This is a genomic window from Candidatus Chlorohelix sp. (assembly GCF_037138995.1).
GTDB lineage: Bacteria > Chloroflexota > Chloroflexia > Chloroheliales > Chloroheliaceae > Chlorohelix.
Genome location: NZ_JBAXHI010000052.1, coordinates 1 through 21,656, shown reverse-complemented (window position 1 = coordinate 21,656; position 21,656 = coordinate 1). Strand labels below are relative to the sequence as shown.

Below are 21,656 nucleotides of genomic sequence, written 5' to 3'. Positions count from 1 at the left end.
GCATCCTGCGCGACTCAACCGCGCTGCGGTGACGCCACCAATGGCACCCGCGCCAACAATCGCGATTCTCATTAATCCCCCGTGATGTGGAGCAATTTCGCCATGTTAATACGCTGTAATTTTCCGGTTGCGCCGCGCGGTATCTCGCTAACAAAATGAATCTTGCGCGGCACTTTAAATTCAGCCAACAAGGTTTGGCAATAGGCGCGTAACTCGCTTTCGCTTGCCTCGCCCTTCAATACTACCGCCGCATGCACTTCTTCGCCCAACGTTTTGTGGGGAACGGCAAAGGCAAGGGCTTCGGCTACTGCAGGGTGACGCAACAAAACATCGTCAATTTCGAGCGGCGAAATCTTCTCCCCGCCCCGATTGATAAGCTCTTTGATACGTCCGGTCAGCGATAAATAGCCGTCCGCCTCAATAAGCCCTTGGTCGCCCGTCCGAAACCAACCGTTAGTAAAGGCGGCGGCGTTGGCATCGGGGTTATTTTCGTAGCCGTCCACCACATTTGCCCCCTTTACCACGATTTCGCCGATTGTGCCATTTGGCAATAGATTTCCCGCCTCATCCATAATCCCGATTTCTACCCCAAAGCCGTAGCCCACCGAACCGCCTTTGTGCTGTGCAGGCGGGAGCGGGTTGGATGCCATCTGGTGGGTTGCTTCGGTCATGCCGTAGGATTCCAGCACAGGCGCGTTGAATAATGCCTCGATGCGTTCCATTATAATGGGCGGGAGGGGCGCAGAACTAGAGCGGATAAAGCGGAAGCGGTTCGCCTTGATAACCTCCAGATTTCGCTCGGCACGCGCCAATAACATCTGGTGCATAGTGGGGACAGCCGAATACCATGTGGGCTTGAATTTATCCACGATGCCCCAAAATTCCAGCGCATTGAAACCGTTCGGGCAAACCAGGGTACCGCCCGAAGCAAGGGTGGAAAGCATCGAGGCGATAATGCCGTGAATGTGGAAAAGCGGCATCACACACAAAGCGGTATCGGCTTCAGTCAGGTTATATGTGCCGATAATATTATGGGCAGAAGCCGCCATATTGCGATGGCGAATCGGTACGCGCTTGGGGCGGCTGGTAGTGCCGCTGGTGTGGAGAATCATTGCCACATCCTCGGATTGCGCCAGTTCCACCGGACGCGCTTTTGCGCCGCCACTTTCCAGCCGAAATGAAACGCTTCCCGCCTCATCGGCAACCGCGCTAAGCGCCGCCATACCGGGCAACCGCGCCGCATGTGCCGCTTCCAACGTACCGGGTAGGGTGATTAACGCCTTTGCTTGGGTATCCTCGTAATAAAAAGCAAATTCATCTTGTTTATACTTAGGGTTTAGGGGCGCAGCAGTTCCGCACATTGCCGCCGCAAAGAAAGCAATAATTAGTTCGGGGCAGTTTGGCATGGCAAGCGCGATGCGGTCGCCTCGTCCCAAACCATACCCGTTGAGGGTTGCCGCCAAAGCGGTAATATTCTGTTTCAGCTGAGCGTAGGTCAGGGAGGGTTTATCGGGCGCAACCAAAGCGGGTTGGTCATCCGCGCCTGCCAGTAAAGCGAGTAGCGTTTTTTCTTGGAGAGTCATTTTACCTTCTTTTTAATATGTTTTTACGCAAGGAAAATTATATTCCGCCTGAAAAACATGTCAATCCACAAGTAGGGTCGCAAACCATCAAGGGCAAGAGCAGCCTCCCACAAGATGCGCCTTCGTTGGTTGGTCAATTAATCAACTCTTTGCGATTATTTAATACTTACATTGCAATTTCTAATCCTTCTCCAATAAATCAATTCTATACTAGTGATAGATTACCTTGTATTACCTTGTACAATAAAAGGTAGGCAATGACGCTCAACCTGCTTGGAATATTCAAGAGCGTAAGCATTTATTCTTTGGAGAGAGTTCTTTATATGGCACGTTTTGGTAAAACCCGGTATCTCAGCCATGCTGGATTGGCATTATTCACCGTACTATCCTGCTATGTGGCGTACATAGTCGAATCGGCTGCCCCCCTAAATGTGGTAATAACGGATGGGCTTGGCTACGAGGCGTTGATTTTGCTGGTGGTGACGTTGGCAATCGGTCCCCTCAACCTGCTACGAAAGCGCAAGAACCCCGTCAACCTGAACCTACGGCGCGATTTCGGCATCTGGATGGGGCTAACCGCGCTGGCGCATGTGATAGTTTCGTTCCAGCTTTACCCTACTGGCGGTATGCTCTATTACTTCTTTGAAAATGGCGCACCGCAGCTAAACACTTTCGGTTTAGCCAATTACTCCGGGCTACTCGCCACTATCATAACGCTGGTATTGCTGCTGCTCTCCAACAATTTCTCCCTTAAATATTTGAAGGGCAAACGCTGGAAATATGTCCAACGCTACAATTATCCCTTGTTTGGTCTAACCGCGCTGCACACGCTCGGCTACCTGATGTTCAACGAGCGCGAAACCGCCCTATACTTCGTGCTGCTAGGGTTGGTGGCTCTCACCTTGATGGTGCAAGGGCTTGGAATCGTGATAGTTAGGGCGCGTGACCGCTCTCGCGCTGGGTTGTACGGTGCGCCCGTTCCCGTGTCTGAAAATAGTTCGGTTATACGCCGCCGTTTCGTGATAATTATGGGTTCGGCGGTATTGGCAGGTTTTGGCGGTGGCATGTTGCTGCGCCCGCTGCTTTTCAAGGAAAATAGCCAAACGACAGTTGCCGACCTTGCGCCAAAAGTTCCCACCGCCCCCGCTACTACTGCCCCAATACGCGGTAATGATACAGGGCGAGCTGGGGGTACTCTGCCGTCCGGCACGCAACCTACGCGGGGCGCACAAACTCAAGCCCCAGCTGCTGCTACTACCCAACCCGCTACTACCGCCCAAGCGAAACCCAATACCGCGGCGGCTGTTGTAAACGGAACGACCCTTGCCACGCTTGCATCGTTGCCGGTGGGTACGGTTCTGCAATTCACTACGCCCGATACTCGCAAAAGGGCTTTCGTAACGCGGACGGCGGACGGCTCGGTTAAAGCTTTTAGCGGTATTTGCACGCATCGCCCCTTTGACCTAGTGTACAATCAGGGATTGAAGCAATTATACTGCTCGCTGCATGGGGCGTGCTTTGACCCCTCCACCGGCGCAGCCACCCGAAGCCCCGGACGCATCGCGCTTCCGGCTTTGAAGGTACAGGTGGACGGTCAAGGTAACATTATTTACACCTCCTAATAGCCCCCCAATCCATGAGAATTAACCCGTAGGGGCGGTTCTTGTCGCAACACGGAGGTTGCTCCTACAAATCCCATGAGATTTACGCCACCCGAACGAGGGCGCATCTTGTGGGAGAGGGCTATTGCCCTCGACATTTGCGATTTTATGGTTCTTGTTCTTGCAAAGGGTCATCCAGAAGGGCGCGGATTTTGTGGATAAATTCCTCTCGCGTAAAGGGCTTATGGATATAGTATGAATCGGGTATTAACTTGTCATCAAAGATAAACTCACCGGTATAACCCGACATAAAAAGCACTTTTAAGCTGGTGGATAGGGTTTTAAGCTGCTTGGCAAGTTCTGGACCACCCATTCTAGGCATAATTACATCGCTTACCACCAAATCAATCTGACTATTGTACTCTCGTACCAATTGCAGAGCGGCTATACCGTCTGCCGCCTCCAGCACCTTGTAACCGCTGCCGCGCAAAATCCGCCCCGTCAGCTTGAGAATAGATACATCATCTTCCACCAGCAAAATAGTTTCGGTGCCGCGCATTGTTGGCTTGGTTTCCACAAGCTTTTCGGCGGGAGCGTCCTTCGCATCGTTCACGCAGGGCAAATAAATCTTGACAATTGTGCCTAAAGTGGGTTCGCTATACACCCACACATGCCCCTCGTTCCGCTGTACAATCCCGTAAACAATAGAAAGACCCAAGCCAGTGCCTTTCCCCAATTCTTTGGTAGTAAAGAAAGGCTCAAAGATATGGTTCAAAGTTTCCTTATCCATGCCTACGCCTGTATCGCTGATTTCCAGCATAGTATAAGAGCCGGGTTTCATTAATAGATGCTTATCGGAATAAGTCTCATTAATTTCAACATTATATGTTCTCAATTTTAACCTGCCACCGCCGGGCATAGCGTCTCTGGCATTAACCGCCAAATTCAAAATAACTTGCTGTATCTGACTGGGGTCAACCTGCACTTTCCCAAGATTTTTTTCTAGCTCGCATACCAGTTCTATATTTTCGCCGATTAAGCGTCCTAGCATCTTTTCCACATCGAGAATTAGCTCATTTAAATCTACCACCTTACTTTGCACTAACTGGCGGCGGCTCATTGACAGCAATTGATGAGTCAGAGCAATCGCTTTCTGAGTGGCTTTAGTAATTTCCTGCAAGTCTTCCCGGTGCGGGTCATTCTCAGCTAAATTCATTTCCCATAAATCGGTATAACCCCGTATAATCGTTAGCAGATTGTTAAAATCGTGCGCTACCCCGCCTGCCAGCCTGCCCACCGTTTCCATTTTTTGCGCTTGGAAAAGTTGCTCCCTATTCTTCGTCAATTCCTCTTGCGCCTTCTTGTTTTCAGTAATATCGTTCAAAATCGCCAAAACATAAGGTATGCCTTCCAGTTCCATTAACTCGAAGAAAGCTATTACATTGCGGATTTCACCGCTTTTAGTGAGATATTCATTTTCAAAATTATGAATATAACCCTGTTTTTTTAGCGTCTCTAACGTACTGACTATAAGTTCAGGTTTACCCAATAGATTTAACTCTTTGGTGGTCTGCCCGATAAATTCTTCTCTGGTATAGCCAAAAAAGGCGAGGGCTTGCTCATTGGCATCCACTATTTCGATACTTTCCAGCTTTGTAATAACTATCGGCAACGGGCTGGAATTAAAGATTTTAGAGAGCTTTTCTTCTGATTTGCGAAGGGCTTTTTCTGCCTGTTTCATTTCGGTTACATCAGTAAGCAACGACAGAACTCGTTGAACCCCGTCAAGCTCTATGATTTCGTAATAAGCCAACATTTGGAGGAGATTCCCGTTTTTTGCACGGAAGCTAGTTTCAACATTATGGATATAGCCCTGCTTAAACAGCATCTCACCGACTAGCGCTCTACGTTTAGGGTCATACCAACCGTCAATCTGTGTAACATTTTTCCCGATACATTCCTCGCGAGTGTAGCCGGAAAGCTTGCACGCGCTAGGGTTCATATCAAGGATTTCCCCTTCCTGACTGGTGATTATAATCGTCGCAGGGTTAACGTTAAAGATTTTAGAGAACTTTTCTTCCGATTTACGCATGGCTTCTTCGGCTTTTGACCGCTCGGTTATGTCGCGGGTGATACCCAGAAAGCCTTGGAGATTCCCGGTTGTATCAAGCATTGGGTTGGCAGGAACCTCCGTCCATACCATACTGCCATCCTTGCGGTATTGCTCCAATGTGTATAATTTCCCCTGCCTCTTGTAAGTCCCATTTTTTACAGCCTTGATGGTTTCTAACATACCCTGTTGGATACTTGCGACAGATTGGGGGGTCATGGTTTCTTTTACATTTAGTTTTAAAACTTCTTCAGCAGTATAACCGCTAAGCTGCACTATGGCAGGGCTGACATAGGTAAAATTGCCCTCCATATCCATCATCCAAATCATATCGCTGGAGCTTGCGGCGACAAGGTGGAAGCGTTCCTCGCTCTCTCGCAATGACTCTTCGGCTTTTACCCGTTTGCTGATGTCGCGGGATGCGCCTACAAAATAGGACGGCACGCCCGAAACAGGGTCAATTACCTGCTGAAGAACGGTTTCCACCCAGATATATTCACCGTTTTTACGCAGCATCCGGTGCATAACGGGATTTGCCTCTATGCTGCGAGCGTTGGTGCGGATGTTTTGATATAAAGTTTTTCTATCTTCAGGATGGAAAAAGGCAGTGGACAATTGCCCTATCATTTCTTCCGGTTCGTAACCCAGCAAGGTACGGCAAACCGGGGAGACATATTCAATTGAACCGTCAAGCTTATCTCGGAAAACCATGTCGGCAGCGTTTTCGGCAAGGAATCGGAAAAGCTCCTCGCTCTCCTGCAATGCCTTTTCGGTTTGCCCTCGCGTTGCCTCATTTTTGAGAACTTCCAACGCAAAGTTAATATCCATTACCATCTCATCCAGCAATTGAATTATTTCATTATCGAAATAACCAACCTCGCCAGAATAAAGGGTTAAAACTCCGATTACCTTGCCGGATTCTAACAAGGGGAAAACGGCAGAAGCGCGTATTCCAAAGGTTTCTGCCTGTGTCCGCCACGGCAAGGTTATGGGGTCGTTAAAGAAATCGTTGCAGATATAATGGTGGTTTGCGCGAAAGACAGTTGCGGTGGGACCCCGCCCCTCCGGCACATCGGGGCTAACCGAAATCTTGATAGAGTCAAGATAACCCAACCCTTCGCCAAACATTGCCGCTGGAACTATAAGCTCTCCGCTCGGCTCAAGCAACCCAATCCATGCCATCTTCAAGCCGCCAAATTCTACGGCAATGCGGCAAATTTCATTGAACAGGCTTTCCCGACTTTTAATGCGAATAATCGCCTGATTGGTCTGGCTAAGGGCGGCATACAAATCGCTCAACTTGCGAATACGCTCTTCGGCGGCTTTTTGCGGGGAAATATCGGTGTGCGTACCGATTATGCGGGTTGCTTTTCCCTCCCCATCCCGCGCAAGCACCTTGCCTAGCGAAAGAATCCACTTCCAGCCGCCCTCTTTGGTACGCATGCGGAACTCCAACCTGTATTCGGTGAGCTTACCGCTGATGCAATCGTTCATTACCGCTAGGCTATGGGTTAGGTCATCGGGATGCAAAAACTTAACCCACACGTCTATACTTTCAAGTAGCGTGGTAGGCTCGTAGCCAAGCATGCCGAAATATTCTTTATTGATAGAGCCTATGCCCGTCTTTAAATCTAAATCAAAAACCCCTTGTTTTGCCGCCGACAACGCCATTTGCAGGCGTTCTCGACTTTCGGTTTCGCTACTTTCCATCTGGTTTTGGTGGGTCAAATCCTGCGCCAATACCACTACGCCGATTATCGCCCCGCTAGAATCTCTGATGGGATTATGAATAACCTTTAAGTAGTGTCTGCTTTGCACACCTGCGCCGAAATAAGCCTCCACTTTCCCTGCCGTACCGCTAAAAGCCCTGTCAAGGTTATATTTGGCAATTTCCCGATCTGTTTCATTTATACAATCCATTTGGTTTTGTCCCATCTGGATTTCAACGCCATATATTGCCCGCATAAGTTGGGCATGACTTTTATTAAAGCTGGTGTAGCAGTAGTTCCTATCCAGTGAGAAGCAAGGGAAGGTAGCGCTTTCTAAAACTTCTTGCAAGATTAATGAAGAGAGATTCTCATCAGAAGGAGGCATTGCGGTATTTTCCATATGTTGCATTTTAAAGCTCTTCAAAAAGATTCTCTTTTTACAACAGTATTATCATTACGTACTTGTTAATTATCCCTTAAATATGGTCAATACGCAATGGGTTTAGAGCGTTCGGGGGGGTTTGGGGCAATCATGGGAAGGGCGTATTCAAATACGCCCCTATGGGAAATGGGTTCGGGTTCTGTGGGAGGTTGCTCTTACCCTCGATGATACGCGGGTGTTGGGCTTGGCAGCGAATCGCCCTGCATTACCGCTTCGATTACACGCAGCAAATCCTTAATAGTAAAAGGCTTGGCTATCACGCCCCTGAAACCGTATTCCTCGTAGTGCGCCATAACAGGGTCGGAAGAATAGCCGCTGGAAACGATAACCCTTGCGGCTGCGTCCACTTCCAACAATTTCTGGATTGCCTCCTTGCCGCCCATACCTCCGGGTATAGTCAAATCCATAAACACCACATCAAAAGGATTCCGCTCTAGTTGTGCCTGCCTATATTGTTCAATCGCTTCCGCCCCATCTGTCGTTTCCACCACTTCATGTTTTTCGCGCTGCAATGCTCGCGTCACTATTCTTCTGATTCCGACTTCATCATCCATCACCAACACCCGCAACCCTGTTCGAGCGGGTAGCGCCGGCTCAGTATTGGGGTGGTCATCCGCCGGGATGCTTTCAAGGGCGGGTAGGTATATATGGAAGGTTGTACCCTTGCCCTGCTCCGATTCTACCATTAAAAGCCCGTTGTGCTTCCTGATAATGGAATAGCTGATAGCCAATCCCAGACCGTTCCCGCTCTGCTTGGTGGTAAAATAGGGGTCGAATACTTTGGAGAGATTTTCGGGAGCGATGCCCGAACCCCAATCTTGCACCGAAATCTTGATATATTTCCCGTCTGGTAGCAGCAGCCCGTATTCCTCATCCAAAATCAGGTTCTGCCCCCGAATCTCAATTTTACCTCCGTTAGGTTGCGCTTGACTAGCGTTTATCACCAAATTTTGAATTACCTGCCCCAATTGCCCCCTATCCCCTACCACCCACCAAAGGTCGGGCGCAAATTTGTATTCTAGCTCCACATTGGAACCATGGTTAGCAAACTTGCTTTCCTCGCGTACCAACTTCTCCAGACGGAGATTGCTCTTGAGAGGTTCACCGCCCCTTGCGAAAGTGAGCAATTGTTGTGCCAAATTGGATGCCCGGTTAGCGGCTTTTTCGGCAGATTCCAAAGCTTCACCGGACTCCTTGCCATTCAACTGAGAAGCCAGCGCGATATTGCCCAAGATAATGGTGAGAATGTTATTAAAATCGTGGGCGATACCTCCCGCCAGCACCCCCAACGATTCGAGTTTGCCAGTCTTTTGCAACTCCTGATCCATCAGATAGCGGATTGTAACATCGCGGAAAGCCACCACCACCCCGATGATTTGATTAGCCGAGTCGCGGAGGGGCGAGATATTTCCGGTCAACACTTTTTCCTGCCCTGACAAAAACACCCTATTTTCAAACGACTTAATCTGATCGGATTTCATTACACGTTGGACATACACGTCCATTGTAGTATCACCGTAGTTGATAGGCAGTAATTGTTCTAGCGTTTTACCTTCTGCTTCCGCCAGAGTCAGCCCTAGCATTTTTTCGGCTACCGAATTGAGCAATAGCGGCTTCCCGGTGGTATCAAGCGCAATAACAGCGTCGGCAATCGAACTCAGCGTCACTTCGAGTTCTTCCTTCTTGGTAGAAAGCTGCTCTTGCATTTTTTTGCCAAATAGCACCGGGATTAGCGTCAGTATCGAAACCGCGGGGAGATACAGCATAATTATAAGAGTGTTGGCTAGTATCATAAAGCTTTGGGAGTGCGGAGTGGATGGGTTTGACATAGTATAGAGGTTTATTCCCAGCGCTAGGAAAGTGATTGAGGGGATTAGGATAATTGCCTCGGTTTTTTCCAGCAATATTATACCAAGAATCAGCGGTATCAAAAAAAGGACTGTGAGAAGCGGAATGCTGCTGCCGATAGTTAGTTCTGCAACAATAGCCAGCGCCAGCAACAAGTAAACTAGAACACGCTGTGCCTGTTGCTGTTTCCCTAGGCTACTAAGCCACAAAGCAGAACCAAATGTAACCCCTAGCAGAGTCAGAATCAGCATACCCCACGCATAAGAATCCCAATCTTGGAAAAAGAGAAAAGTGGCTATGGTTATGATGACCATATCAACCAAATCACTAACCAACCCAATAATGCAGAGTTTTTTAAATAATTGGTTTCCGGCAGTCATTTCAAAAAAATCCCTATTTTCAATAATAATTAAATGGTTTGGTTTAATTTTTTTTCAGGGTAATTTCTTGATTAAATTATATAGGATTTGCGAAATGAAGAAAAGCCCTAAATTATAAATGAATGGGAACGGGTTCGGCGGCACGGATTGGTAGGAGCAACCTCCGTGTTGCGATAAGATGCGCCCTCGCACAGGGGCAATCATGGGAAGGGCGTATTCAAATACGCCCCTATGGGTTCGGAGGATTCGGAGTTATACCCGGAACTCTGGCAAAGCAGGATTGTAATAAGCCCCAAGATTGGGCTGATTATCGCCAAGAAGGCGACTTTGCAAGCGCAACCGCTCGTTGCCAAGCAAGCCGAACAGCACAATATCAGGCTGACCGTTCTTGCCGGGATGCAACTCCATTCGCGCCCGCTCGAAATACTGCACCTGATACGTGCCGCCATCATCGGGATTGCGCTCCTCAAACACCTGCGTTTTGGGCAAGCCCACGATAGCAAGCCCCCCCTGTTTGTTCCACGCTTGCAAGAACGCGCCGGAGAGGGTGTGCTGCGTCTCGCGGAACCACATCAAATTTGCGCCGGTACGGGCGGGTTTGGCTTCGGGCAAGGTTGCGCCGGCAATAGGTAGCCCGTTCGAGTTTAGCCAGCCTCGCTCGATTAAAAGTTGATTACCGAGCAAGCCGAACATAACTTCATTGGGCGTACCCTTAAACTCAGGGTGATATTCCATCCGCCCCCGCTCGAAATACTGCACCAAATAATAGTTATTATCGGCAGGGTTGCGCTCGTAAAACTGCCCGGTCTGGGGGAAGCCGAACAGCGTTAAACTGCCCCGCTCCCACGCGCCTTTGAAAACGCCCGTCACCGTGTGGCGTGTCGCGGTAAAGACGAGCGTGTTGGCGGTAATGGTAGCGGTTGGGCAAGAGGGCAAGGGGCTTTTATCATAATATTTATAGGCATCATAATAGGGCTGTTTGGGTACAAACTCATCGCCGCTTTGCAGAGGGCGTTTGTCTATAATGCTCTGCTTGACCTTCATCAAGCCGAACTGCTCCAACTCCCAATCGTGCAGCATATGGACAAGCCCCATCGTGATAAAGGGGCGCGTGGCGACATAATCGAAAGACTCTTTCAAGCAAGTGGTCTGGTCTTCGGGCGTGCCAAGCCAGCCCATCTCCGTTAGCCACATCGGCTGATTGCCGTCCCCGTGCTGCACCATCAACTCGCGGAGACGCTCCACCCCGTTAAAATTCAGGCTCACCCTGCGCGTTTTTGCGTCCATGTGGCAATATTCAGTGGTATAGGGATGGTAAGCAACCGCATCCCACGGGTGCATCCCGAACGTCGCATCACTATAATTATAGAGCCAATCCATATAATCGTAACCGCTTTGGCTGGTAGCCGCCACCAGCAGGGTAGGGTCAACCTGTTTTATCGCATCGTAAAAAACCTTGAGCCATGGGGCGTAATCGCCGATGTCGCTCCGCCCGAAGTTGGGCCACATATCCGGCTCGTTCCAAAACTCCCAGTTACGAATGAAGGGGTAACGCTGCGCCGACATTTGCGCCGCCCTCGCCAATTGCGCGGATTTGCTAGGGTCTAAGCGACAATACACATCACTTCTGACGCATTCCTCCTTATTCGCGCTCGCCCACGGCGGCACAGTCACAAATTCTGCCACCACCTCGAAGCCCTCGTCCCTCAAACGATTCAAGATACGGTCTTCTCGCGAGAAATCGAAAACCCCCTCTTGCGGCTCAAATACTTTCCACTCGTAAGGAAGGCGCACCGTTGTAATCTTCAGGTCTTTGAAGTAGGTAATAAAACGGTCGAGGAACATATCGAGCCACCACGGATGGGTGGCAATACCAAACTTCTGACGCGCATTAGTAGTGGTGGACAAGTTGGTTACATTTGGGTTAAAAGCCGTATCGGGGGCGTAGCTGATAGCAGAAGAGGATTCAAGCGCGGTCGCCTCAACCGGAGGAACCGCCAGTAACAACAGGTTCAACGCAACAAGGGCGAATAGCAGTACGCAAGTGCGACGCATGGCAAAGAGCATACGCAAACCTCCTAAAAATGACGTATTTAAGTTCAGGCACTGAGCGAGGGCGTGTCGAGCCACGCCCCTACGAATTATTCAAACGGTTGGCGGTTTCGTGGGCGGCATTCTTAACTGCCTCCACCACTTCCATCAATTCCATCTGCCCTTTTGCGCCTAAACGGCTGGTCGGTCCGCTGATGCTAAGGCACGCTACAATCTGCCCGGCGCGATCCAGAATCGGGGCTGCCACACAAATTACCCCTTCCTCCATCTCCTCGTTATCGAAGCTATAACCACGCTCGCGAATTGTCGCCAACTCTTTTTTGAGGGAGAGCGGGTCGGTAAAAGTGGCGGGGGTGCGAGGTTCCAGCCGATTCGAGAGCAAATAGCGCTCTAGCGGGGCGGGTTCGCTGCCAAACGCCAGAAAGAGCTTGCCGCTGCCGGTGCAATAGAGCGGCACGCTAGAGCCAACGCGGGTAAACATTCGCATCAACCTGTCCGCTTGCACTTGGTCAATATACACAAGCTGGTCGCCGCTACGTACCGAAAGGTTAGCGGTTTCGCCGATACCACGCGCCAATTGTTGCAGGGCGGGATGCGCCGCGCTCTGTAAATCGCCCCCGCCATCCATGCCGCTTGCCAACGATACCAAACGATTGCCCACAATGTAACGTCCGGTAGCATAGTCTTGACGGGCATAGCCGCGCTCGATTAGGGTGGAGAGCAAGCGATGTACCGTGCTAATATTGAGGTCAACTTTCCCGCTCAATTCCGAGAGCGTCACCGGGCGTTTGAACTCCGCCAACGCTTCCATTATATCGAAGGTGCGCTCTACCGATTGGACAGTCTGCCGTTCGCCTGCATGTTCTGGGTCTTTTCTTGGTCTGCCGCGCATTATTTTCTCCTGATTTTTCACCAGACGAAAATGTACCCGATAGCTTATATTTTGTCAACTTCTAATTCAGGGCTGTTGCAAGTACGGAAAAGAGGCATATAAGGGGAAAGCCTGTTGGGCTATAAAAGCTGTATGAAAACAAAAAGATACGGGGTGTACCGTATCTTCTTGCTAGGAGAACATTAATTGCAAAGATATAATCCATTAGCGGGAGATGCAACCGCTGTTACACTGCCCGTCCACCTGTATCTTCAAAGCCGGAAGCGCAACGCTACCGCAGGCGGTTGTGTCGGTGGCTAATGCGCCATTCATCGACATTCATCGAACTGAAGCTATTCTATCCGATAACTTATATTTTGTCAACAGCCTAAATTCTTTTTTTTCAAGATGCGCCCTCGTTCGGTGGCGCAAATCTCATGGGATTTGTAGGAGCAACCTCCGTGTTGCGACAAGAACCGCCCCTACGGGTTAATTCTCATGGATTGGGCGAGAGGGCTTCAATCCAAAATCGGCAATCCAAAATCCAAAATGGAATGCGCCCACCTGTCCCCCGAACGGGGGATACCAATTAAAACCCTCTCGCCAACGAACGCCCCGAACCTACCGATTCATCGGCGGGATTCGGCTTTTTGCAACAAAACGAAAGCGGGAACATCCGAAGCGGACATAGACTTTCCGAACAAATAACCCTGCGCTATATCGCAATTATTACTTTCCAGCAAATATAACTGCTCGTCAGTCTCAACCCCTTCCGCTGCCACCTTCATCCCAAAGCTATGCGCCAGCACAATCACCGCATTCACCAACGCCCGCTGCGAATTCTGCTCCTTGTCTGCGGAGGTGATACGATTTACAAAAGAGCGGTCAATCTTGAGAATATCCACCGGCAGATTTTGGAGATAGCTCAGCGAGGAATAACCGGTACCGAAATCATCAATCGCTACCATTACGCCCAAATTGAACAATTGCGTCAGCTTGCGATTTGCTTCAACCGGTTGACGCACCAGCAAACTTTCGGTAATTTCCAGCTTCAGGCAATGGGCAGGCAGTTGCCAGCGTTCTAGCACAGCGGCAATCGTACTTACAAAATCGTACCGCTCAAACTGAAACTCGGAAATATTAACCGCCACGCTCAGGTCGCCCAAGCCCATATCGAGCCACTTGTGACACTCCCGCGCGGCTTCTTCCAACACCCACTTGCCGATACCTGCAATTATGCCGCTTTCCTCCGCAATCGGAATAAACTTGCCGGGCGGAACCATGCCCAATTTAGGATATTGCCAGCGTATCAACGCCTCAAAACCCAGCAACTGACGATTTTTCAGGTTAATCATAGGCTGGAAATGCAACACAAATTCGTTTCTACCCAACGCGCCGCGCAACTGGTTTTCCATATCGAGCCGCTCGTGCGAATAGGTATTCATATCATTGGAGTAAAACACATAATTATTCATGCCTGTAGCTTTAGCGCGATACATTGCGGTATCGGCATTACGCATCATTTCCTCGCCATCGCTGCTATCTTCGGGATAAAGGCTAATGCCAATACTAGCGGTGACATGTAATTCATGCGAACCGATTCGCACGGGCTTATCCAAAGATTCAATAATGCGTTCGGCAATATAGGCGGCTTCTTGCGGAGCTTTGAGGGAGCCAAGCACCACCGTAAACTCATCCCCGCCCATACGGGCAAGCGAATCGCTGCGGCGGACAGAGCTACGCAAGCGGTGCGCCACCTCAATCAGCAATTGGTCGCCGACATGATGCCCTAGCGTATCGTTAACCACCTTAAAGCGGTCAAGGTCAATATAGAAAAGACCCACTCTAGTATTATTGCGCCGGGCAAAGAAAATATTCTGCTCAAGGCGCTCGTTAAACATCAGGCGGTTGGGCAAGCCAGTTAAAGCATCGTGATGCGCCTGATAATTCAGCATATCGCTCATTTGGCGTTGTTCCAGCGCAATAACGGCAATGCGGGTAATCATCTCGAACAGTTCAAAATCAGAGGTAGTTAGGCTACCTTTACCCTCAAAATAAACCGCCAGCACGCCCAACAACTGCCCGTTACTGGATAAAACGGGGGCGCTCCATTGCGTGCCGGTCATCGCTATTTCATCAACCTTATTAGGGTTACCCGACCACTCATCGAGAAAATGCTCCAACGCCTTTGGGTGGTTAGTAAAAAGGCTTGGCGCAACCGTAAAATAGGGTCGCCCATCCCGCACCAGCATAATAGCGCAATACACGCCCGAACGGCGATGCTCCACCATATCCACCAATTTGGCAATAACTTTGGGTAGAGGCTCGCCTCGCACCACCATTTCCAACACATCATTGCGCTCAAGCGCCAGTTGCTCTGCCAGCTTTCTTTCATTTATGTCTAATACTTGGATAAAATAAAGCGGCTCCTCTATTTTCTTTTCGGAGGCAACCATATCTAATTCAAGCAATATATAAATATACGTGCCTTGGCTCGTAAGAGCGCGGCGTTCTAACTGATAATGCTTGATTTCTTCTGAGACAAGTTGCTGCAACAGTTCCTTTGGGATAGCAGGCTCATCGGGGTGGAGAAATTCTTTGAAACGGCGGTTGACCATTTCCGCTTCGGAGTAGCCAAGCAATTCGCATAGATAGGCGTTAACCTGTACCAGTTTCCCTTCATAGTCGCTTAGCGCGAAGCCAAGCGGCGCGTGTTCCAGCATAAACTTGGTACGCGCCTCCAGCAACGCCCTTAATCTTCTAGCTTGGCGCGATGCCTGTGAGAGCGGATTGCCTTGCTGTACCATAAATGGCAGCAACACCCCCACAATCAACACAACCGCCAATATTTCAACAAAGGGGTTTACGCTCAGGATTGAATTGACTATTATAAGATAGAAAACGGCTAGTATAAGAATTATAAGCTGGCAGATAAAGATTATTCTTTTAGCGGCATACGTTTTTAGCTTAGCTTTAAGCGCCATCAGGAAAGCTTGCTTCTCCGGCGAATCCGTTTTGATTTGCATTTTTTAATAATTCCCACAACGTAGAAACAATGTATGCCGCAATGTTATATAGCTATAGAAAATATAACAAATCTACTATAACAACACTTAGGATTACCCAAATATAAGTAAGATTTATTCTAAGCTAGTTATAGCTTATATACATTAGAGAAACATTAAAGTTAGGTTAATTTTGGTAACAGTTATGTTGAAATTATCATTGTGTCAGGCTGCGGGCGAGTTTACGCCGCCAATCTTGCTCCTCTAGCGTTGCCGTCAACGCCGCGCTCATTACCAAATCGTCATGCAAGGTTGGGTCTGGCACACTCCAGCGCAACATCCGCCCCGGTCCCGCCAGCGCCTCGAATTCCACCGCCGCCAATTGCTCCCAGAACAGGCGAGTATCTGCCGCGCCGTCCTCCGCGTACTCGAAATAACGCCCGCTCTCTATCAGCCCAAGCCACTGCCAGCCCAAATCGGATTTGCTTTTAAGGCTGAACACAAAGGGCAAAACCTTTCTCCCCAAACGCGCCCTGAGCGTGGAAGCCAAACCCGCCCCGATGCCCGTTGCGTCCAAAACCACAAAACGCGCCTGCCATGTCTCTCGCGCCAAACCCGCCAGCCTATCCGCTTGCGCTTGCAACGGCACATTGCGCCACAAATAGCGATTCACCACCCGATAAACCGTCAAGCCATCGCTGCCGCTCTCCACCTCAACCACCGTCACGGCGGTGCTATCGCGGTTACGGCTGGCGTTATCCTCGCCTCTTGCGGAAGTCTCATCGCTACCCGCCACATCCACCAACAAAGCGTATTCGCAACCGGGCAACGCGCTCACCCGCCGCGCATGCGAACCGCGCATCAGGGCGCAACGGGAAGCGGGAAAAAGCCCGCCCTCGCCCTCCAGTTCGCGGCACTCGTATTCGGTCTGCACGAAAGGATGATGCTCCCCAAACTGAGCAATGCGCTGCCGCACCCGTTCTCCATAAGGCGGAACATCCTGCGCCACCCTCCGCCAATCCACCACATACAAGCGTTGCTGCCGTTGCGCCTCCTTCATCTCCCGCGCTAACAGCGTTCGCGAAGTCCACGGCGTACCCATAAACAAAGTGGGCGAATTGACGCTCGCGCCCATCGGGTCGAAACGCGCATCCCAAATCTCAGGGGCAATATCTTGCGCCTCGTTCGCACCAGCAGCAGGTCGGCAGTATCGCCCCGCACCTGCGCCGAAGCCGCCCCACTCATAAAACGCACCGAAGCATTGCCCAATTGCACCTCACGCCCCGCCGCCCGAAAACGCCCCTGCAACAGCGCGATATTCTCCAAGCGGTTTACCAGCCGATTCATTGAAATGCTCGCTTGCTGATGGCTCGGCAACACCACCACCATCCGCCCACCCCGCTGTTGCCGCGTGAACAACAAAAATGCCAGCGTTTGCGCCAGCATTTCATCCTTACCGCTCTGCCTTGAGAACACCGCCACCGCTTTACCGCCCCGCTTCCCCGCAATGAGCGACAAAATCGCCCTTGCCGTCTCCAGTTGATAGCCCCGCAAGGCATGCTCCGGCAACAATCGCCGCGAAAACTCCCCAATGTCCCGCACAATCGCCTCAATCACCCGCATAGCTCCCACCCATTCCAAGAAAATTAACCCGTAGGGGCGACGCTTGAGTCGCCCTTCTAACGATTGCCCCAATCCCCCCAGAACCTACCCAACCAACGCATCCTGTGGGAGAGGGCTATTGCCCTCGATTGCCCCTACGACAACCCCGTCACCAACGCCCCCGCCTTGTGATAACGATACCCCACGCGATAAATCTTTTCCAACCCCGCACAAGCGCAATCGGTCAACGCGGACGTACAATTGGTGGATTGCGGTAACGGCAACGTGATATGTGCAACATAAGAATCGGCATACAAAAACGCCTGCAAAACGCTCGCCCTCGACCACTGCCGCCGCAACTTCTCGCCCAAATACGCCGCGCCCTCCGAAACCGCCGCCTTCAAATCGCCCAATCTTGCCACCGCTTGCCCGAAAGAATGCGACCACACCAGCGCGTTTGGAGATGGCACAGCCAATTCCGGCGAAACACACGACACGCCCCGCAACTCCAACGCTGCCCGCCGCGCCACGCCCGAAAACCGCTGCTCCAACCATTGCTCCGGCGCATACTTCAGGTCAAACGCGCTGCTATAACCATAATGACTCAGCAAAGTTGCCCACTGATTGCCAATGCCCCACACCTCCGCCACATCCGTAGCTACCAGCAATTTGTCCACCTCCTCCTCGCCCCACTCCGAAATATCCAGAGCGCCCTCATGCCAAAGGTCTTGACGGGCGCGTTGATTGGCAATTTTCGCCAGCGTTTTGGTACGCGCAACCCCAATACTCACCGAAACCCCCGCTTGCGCCCTCACCGCCCGTATTAAACCCCTTGCCTGTAGCTTCCCCTCACGTAAAAACAAAAACGCCTCATCCAGCGAATATAGCTCCAGTTCATACCCGCAGCGGTGCAACCTTTCCAGCAATCGCGCCGACCTCTCCGCATAGGAAATAGCTGTGCCAACCGCTACCCCTTGAGAAATTAGCTTGTGAGAGGCTGCTCCATCAGCCGATATTACCAAATTCACCGCTGCCCCGCCCATAAAACCAACCTTCCCTTAACATTTTGTTGCAACACGGAGGTTGCTCCTACAGAATCCGAACCCTGCTTGTAACAAGGGGCTTAAGCCCCTTGCCTGAACCCCCCCGCTATTGCCACTACCCCGCCGCTTGCGCCAAACCCTGCACCAACGCCCCGCTCACCTGCAACGGCTTCCGCATATTCGCGCCCCCTTGCATCTCCGCCAAAGCCGCTTCCGCCTCTGCCTCTGGATTCTCCGTACCCAACAAACGGTTCGCGGTGGCGCGACTGTGAATCCCTTGCCCCACCAACGCAATCTCATTTGCCACCAACGAAGCGCGGTCTCGCGGCAAAATATCCGCCCAAACTACCCGCACCGCCACATCAGCCGGAAAGCCGAGCAAGCGCAGAGCCATGCGAGCGCGTTTCTCCAACGCCTCCGTCCAAATTTGACGCTTGCGCCGAACCTTCTGCACCAACGGATACAGCAACATTTCCAACGCCACGCCCGAAACTCCCCCCGGCACATCTCGCGCAAACGCCGAATGGGGCATCTCTGCCAAATCAAACAGGGCGCGATGCAACGCCGAAATATAATCCATGTGCGCCTGCAAACCGCCCTGCCCTAACAATTCTAATAGGTAGGCGCGACTATCCGGCGGCAATTCCCACACCGCGCCGGGTCCCACCCGCAAACGCCCATCGCTGCCGTCCACCCCTTCCAGCACCAACACCGGATTGCCCGAAAACTGTAAAAGCTGCGACATCACGCTCATCCGCACATTAAATTCAGAGCATAACTCGATTATGTCAACCAAATCCGAATCGCCCCAAAACATACGAGGTCGCCGCTCGTTCGGAAACACCACATAGGGGATAAAGCCGTAGGGGTTGGGCTGCACCTTATCAAGGCGCGGGTCATTCGCAATCCGCACCCGAAACTCCTGCTCCGTCCACGCTTCCTCCACCTCCACCGCGCCTTGTAGCGGCAACATCCCCGCCAGCGCGAAAGCCTCCTCCGCGCTCAGCATGTAGCGTTCGGTCACGCGCAACAGACGGCGCATATCATCCCCCGCCCATTCACAACTAAGGTTCAGCACATCCGCGCTCCTCACCCGCACCGACCCATCCTGTCGCAGCGTCACCTTGAACGCGCCATCGCCCAACACCGCGCAATCAGTCGCCGCCTCATAATCCAGCAAATCAAAACTGTTCTCGCTACACAAACGCTCCAACGCGGCTTGCGCCAGCGGGTCGTAGCACTCATAACGCACCCCCGCCCCTAGCAAAAAGCTCGCCCCCTTCTTGATAAACGCTCGCGCATAATTGGCAGTCAAGCGGCGTTGCCCCGCCCGTTCGGGAACAATATTCGTCCACTGATTGCCCTTGTAAAAATCGAGATAACGCATATAACGGGCGCGTCGCCCCTCGTCATCCTCGTTCAACTCCTTGCCCCGCAACCGCAACGGGTACATCATCGCCGCATCCTGTCCAAGCATTTAATTTTCTCCTTCTTTATCGTATCGTGGGCGCATCCTGTGGGAGAGGGCTATTGCCCTCGATGCCCCCCCAATCACTCCTGCACCTCCGCCAACGTCAACGCCATCTCCCACTCATACGGCACAGCCACAGACGAACGCACCGCCTTGAAACTCGCCACCTTCACCCGATACGCCCCGCTACCGTCCAAATCATAAAAATCCACCGTATTACCGTTACTCCATAATGTCCGTATCGCGGACAGCGCCGCCGCAACCGAACTCCAACCCCCGCTTGTGTTACCAACCTGACCACCTAGATTGAGGGTAGTGTCAGGCGCACCCAACGCCAGCTTTATTTTCCACTCACGCTTACTAGCATGCTGCACCCGCTCCAAACGATACTCCAGCCACACCCGCCGCACCGCCGGAAAATGCGCCCCTTCCAGCTTCAACATAATCTCGTAACAACCCGGTTGAGTACCGGCTTCCGTAATCGCTTCACCGTATGTTGAATCCACCGACCAACGATATTTACCATTCTGAAATAACGCCCCCGTTAAAGGAGCGTAAGCAGTAAGAGATGACCAAGTCGCCCCCGCATTCGTTGAAAATTGCGGCGTAAACTTGATAGTCCCCGCGCTTGCCCCGCCCGTCACATAGGGCGAAGGGTCGAACCAATTATTCAAATAGCCGGGCAAACCCCACTCCACCCCAATTGCGGTAATACGCGCCGCCACCTCTCGCCCATTCTCCCCGCCAGCTTTCGCACAAGCCTCTAGCCCGAGCAAAGGCAACCGAATATAACCCGTTGCCAACACATCACTTAACCCAAAGCTCGAAGGGTTGCGCCCGGAAGGATACGAACTATCCAGACCCCAGCGCGTCACCCGAATCTCCCCTTGCAGCGTGCAGCAAATCGCCGCATCCCGGCAAGTTGGAAAGCCGCAAAAAGGCTGCCCATAATTCTGAGTAGTCAGCCCGCCCGCATCCAGCAGCCACCAGCCCACTTCAGGCGACCAACACCAGATATAACGCCAACCCCCAGACTCACACACCCACACCACCAGCCCATCACAAAAAGCTAAACCGCGCGACTTCCCATAAAGCGGTTGCGGCTCAACAATGCCCTGCCCCATCCCCAAACTGTCCGAAAAGCGCATACGATACAGCCGCCCATTCACCGGAAACCACAAATAACCATGCGCCGCCACCATCCGGTAAAAGTTATATTCTGCGGCAGCAGTAGTAGGACGAAAAGACGAAACCGGAGCAACCATCGCAATCTCAGGCTCGAACAGGTTCAGCACACCGGGCGCGGCAGAAGGATTCCCCGCTCTCAAATGCCCAGTCAAGCGAGACAGCCCCATCTCAACCCCAAGCCATAACGAACCGCCCGCCGGAACTAACGATAGAATTACGCCCATATTCTGACTATAATTAGTACCGGTTGCCGGAATGCGCCAGTTCAACACATCCGCGCCACCCGAAACCCAGAACAGCATCCCCGCGTAACTCGCCACAAAAAAAGAACCGCCGTAGGTAGCAGTCACATCCGTCAAAGTTGTACCATCATAGCTGTAAGTTTTTGAGCTAACGCAAGCGATAAACAGCAACCCCGCATGTACGCACATATCCGAAATACCCGCCGCAAACGTCAAACCCGTATCAACAAAGCTCGTAAAATTTCTATTAGCGTCAGCCGTCAGCTTGTACAGCTTATTGCCAATGGCAAAATAATTCAGATTGCCATACACGCACGCGCTATAACGGTTCTCGCTAGGAGTCCCGGCAAGCGCATAACTACGCGGCGCGGGTGGCAGCGTTACCGCCGTTCCTCCCCACACCGGACGCGCCCCCTGTAATTGGGCAAGCTTCCCGACCTCATACCAATCTGCGCTTGCCTTCCAATCCTCGAACACCAGCCGCCGCACATCAGAAAGCGCATTAGAAC

At 51.5% G+C, this 21,656-nt stretch carries 14 protein-coding genes; 2 read left to right on the top strand and 12 right to left on the bottom strand.

Features of this window, described 5'->3' with window-relative positions; all coding sequences use genetic code 11:
- Nucleotides 1–71: 71 nt before the first annotated feature.
- A complete protein-coding gene (locus WCK19_RS16535; RefSeq protein ID WP_342398507.1) occupies nt 72–1,583 on the bottom strand; it encodes an acyl--CoA ligase in 1,512 nt (503 codons plus the stop codon).
- Between the two features lie 323 nt (nt 1,584–1,906).
- Here WCK19_RS16535 and WCK19_RS16530 point away from each other — a divergent pair, with 323 nt between their 5' ends.
- Entirely contained in the window at nt 1,907–3,205 is a 1,299-nt protein-coding gene (locus WCK19_RS16530) for a Rieske 2Fe-2S domain-containing protein (RefSeq protein ID WP_342398506.1), read from the top strand.
- Here WCK19_RS16530 and WCK19_RS16525 read toward each other — a convergent pair.
- From WCK19_RS16525 to WCK19_RS16505, 5 genes are all read right to left on the bottom strand, one after another.
- Nucleotides 3,202–3,342, bottom strand: a complete 141-nt coding sequence (locus WCK19_RS16525) for a hypothetical protein (protein ID WP_342398505.1) — start codon at nt 3,340–3,342, stop codon at nt 3,202–3,204. The genes WCK19_RS16530 and WCK19_RS16525 overlap by 4 nt on opposite strands.
- 8 nt (nt 3,343–3,350) lie before the next feature.
- Complete coding sequence (locus tag WCK19_RS16520; RefSeq protein WP_342398504.1) at nt 3,351–7,412, bottom strand: PAS domain S-box protein; 4,062 nt, start codon at nt 7,410–7,412, stop codon at nt 3,351–3,353.
- Nucleotides 7,413–7,600: 188 nt separating this feature from the next.
- A complete protein-coding gene (locus WCK19_RS16515) occupies nt 7,601–9,673 on the bottom strand; it encodes an ATP-binding protein (protein ID WP_342398503.1) in 2,073 nt (690 codons plus the stop codon).
- Between the two features lie 252 nt (nt 9,674–9,925).
- Complete coding sequence (locus tag WCK19_RS16510; protein WP_342398502.1) at nt 9,926–11,740, bottom strand: beta-galactosidase; 1,815 nt, start codon at nt 11,738–11,740, stop codon at nt 9,926–9,928.
- Nucleotides 11,741–11,807: 67 nt separating this feature from the next.
- On the bottom strand, nt 11,808–12,617 hold the full coding sequence (locus tag WCK19_RS16505; RefSeq protein WP_342398501.1) for an IclR family transcriptional regulator: 810 nt from the start codon (nt 12,615–12,617) through the stop codon (nt 11,808–11,810).
- Nucleotides 12,618–13,033: 416 nt separating this feature from the next.
- Between WCK19_RS16505 and WCK19_RS16500 the strand changes: the two genes are divergently transcribed.
- Nucleotides 13,034–13,189, top strand: coding sequence for a hypothetical protein (locus WCK19_RS16500; protein WP_342398500.1), 156 nt, complete (start codon nt 13,034–13,036; stop codon nt 13,187–13,189).
- Nucleotides 13,190–13,225: 36 nt separating this feature from the next.
- Here the strand turns inward: WCK19_RS16500 and WCK19_RS16495 are convergent, their stop codons facing one another.
- From WCK19_RS16495 to WCK19_RS16470, 6 genes are all read right to left on the bottom strand, one after another.
- Nucleotides 13,226–15,622 carry an EAL domain-containing protein gene (locus WCK19_RS16495; RefSeq protein WP_342398499.1) on the bottom strand — a complete coding sequence of 799 codons (2,397 nt, stop codon included), beginning with the start codon at nt 15,620–15,622 and terminating at the stop codon, nt 13,226–13,228.
- A 196-nt stretch (nt 15,623–15,818) separates the two neighbouring features.
- Entirely contained in the window at nt 15,819–16,736 is a 918-nt protein-coding gene (locus tag WCK19_RS16490; protein ID WP_342398498.1) for a hypothetical protein, read from the bottom strand.
- Nucleotides 16,670–17,296: a hypothetical protein gene (locus WCK19_RS16485; RefSeq protein WP_342398497.1), complete on the bottom strand. Its 627-nt coding sequence runs from the start codon at nt 17,294–17,296 to the stop codon at nt 16,670–16,672. Before WCK19_RS16485 ends, WCK19_RS16490 begins: the two co-directional genes overlap by 67 nt.
- Nucleotides 17,297–17,358: 62 nt before the next feature.
- Nucleotides 17,359–18,246 carry a hypothetical protein gene (locus WCK19_RS16480; RefSeq protein ID WP_342398496.1) on the bottom strand — a complete coding sequence of 296 codons (888 nt, stop codon included), beginning with the start codon at nt 18,244–18,246 and terminating at the stop codon, nt 17,359–17,361.
- Nucleotides 18,247–18,361: 115 nt separating this feature from the next.
- The gene (locus WCK19_RS16475; protein WP_342398495.1) at nt 18,362–19,723 is read right to left on the bottom strand and encodes a phage portal protein; all 1,362 of its coding nucleotides are present in this window, start codon (nt 19,721–19,723) and stop codon (nt 18,362–18,364) included.
- A 74-nt stretch (nt 19,724–19,797) separates the two neighbouring features.
- Nucleotides 19,798–21,656: hypothetical protein (locus WCK19_RS16470; protein WP_342398494.1), on the bottom strand; the 1,859-nt coding region annotated here is incomplete at its 5' end.

Excerpts from the sequence above, each read along its gene's own strand:
- WCK19_RS16535 (WP_342398507.1), bottom strand. The coding sequence starts at position 1,583 with ATGACTCTCCAAGAAAAAACGCTACTCGCTTTACTGGCAGGCGCGGAT.
- WCK19_RS16530 (WP_342398506.1), top strand. The coding sequence starts at position 1,907 with ATGGCACGTTTTGGTAAAACCCGGTATCTCAGCCATGCTGGATTGGCA.
- WCK19_RS16525 (WP_342398505.1), bottom strand. The coding sequence starts at position 3,342 with ATGTCGAGGGCAATAGCCCTCTCCCACAAGATGCGCCCTCGTTCGGGT.
- WCK19_RS16520 (WP_342398504.1), bottom strand. The coding sequence starts at position 7,412 with ATGCAACATATGGAAAATACCGCAATGCCTCCTTCTGATGAGAATCTC.
- WCK19_RS16515 (WP_342398503.1), bottom strand. The coding sequence starts at position 9,673 with ATGACTGCCGGAAACCAATTATTTAAAAAACTCTGCATTATTGGGTTG.
- WCK19_RS16510 (WP_342398502.1), bottom strand. The coding sequence starts at position 11,740 with ATGCTCTTTGCCATGCGTCGCACTTGCGTACTGCTATTCGCCCTTGTT.
- WCK19_RS16505 (WP_342398501.1), bottom strand. The coding sequence starts at position 12,617 with ATGCGCGGCAGACCAAGAAAAGACCCAGAACATGCAGGCGAACGGCAG.
- WCK19_RS16500 (WP_342398500.1), top strand. The coding sequence starts at position 13,034 with ATGGGATTTGTAGGAGCAACCTCCGTGTTGCGACAAGAACCGCCCCTA.
- WCK19_RS16495 (WP_342398499.1), bottom strand. The coding sequence starts at position 15,622 with ATGCAAATCAAAACGGATTCGCCGGAGAAGCAAGCTTTCCTGATGGCG.
- WCK19_RS16490 (WP_342398498.1), bottom strand. The coding sequence starts at position 16,736 with ATGGGCGCGAGCGTCAATTCGCCCACTTTGTTTATGGGTACGCCGTGG.
- WCK19_RS16480 (WP_342398496.1), bottom strand. The coding sequence starts at position 18,246 with ATGGGCGGGGCAGCGGTGAATTTGGTAATATCGGCTGATGGAGCAGCC.
- WCK19_RS16475 (WP_342398495.1), bottom strand. The coding sequence starts at position 19,723 with ATGCTTGGACAGGATGCGGCGATGATGTACCCGTTGCGGTTGCGGGGC.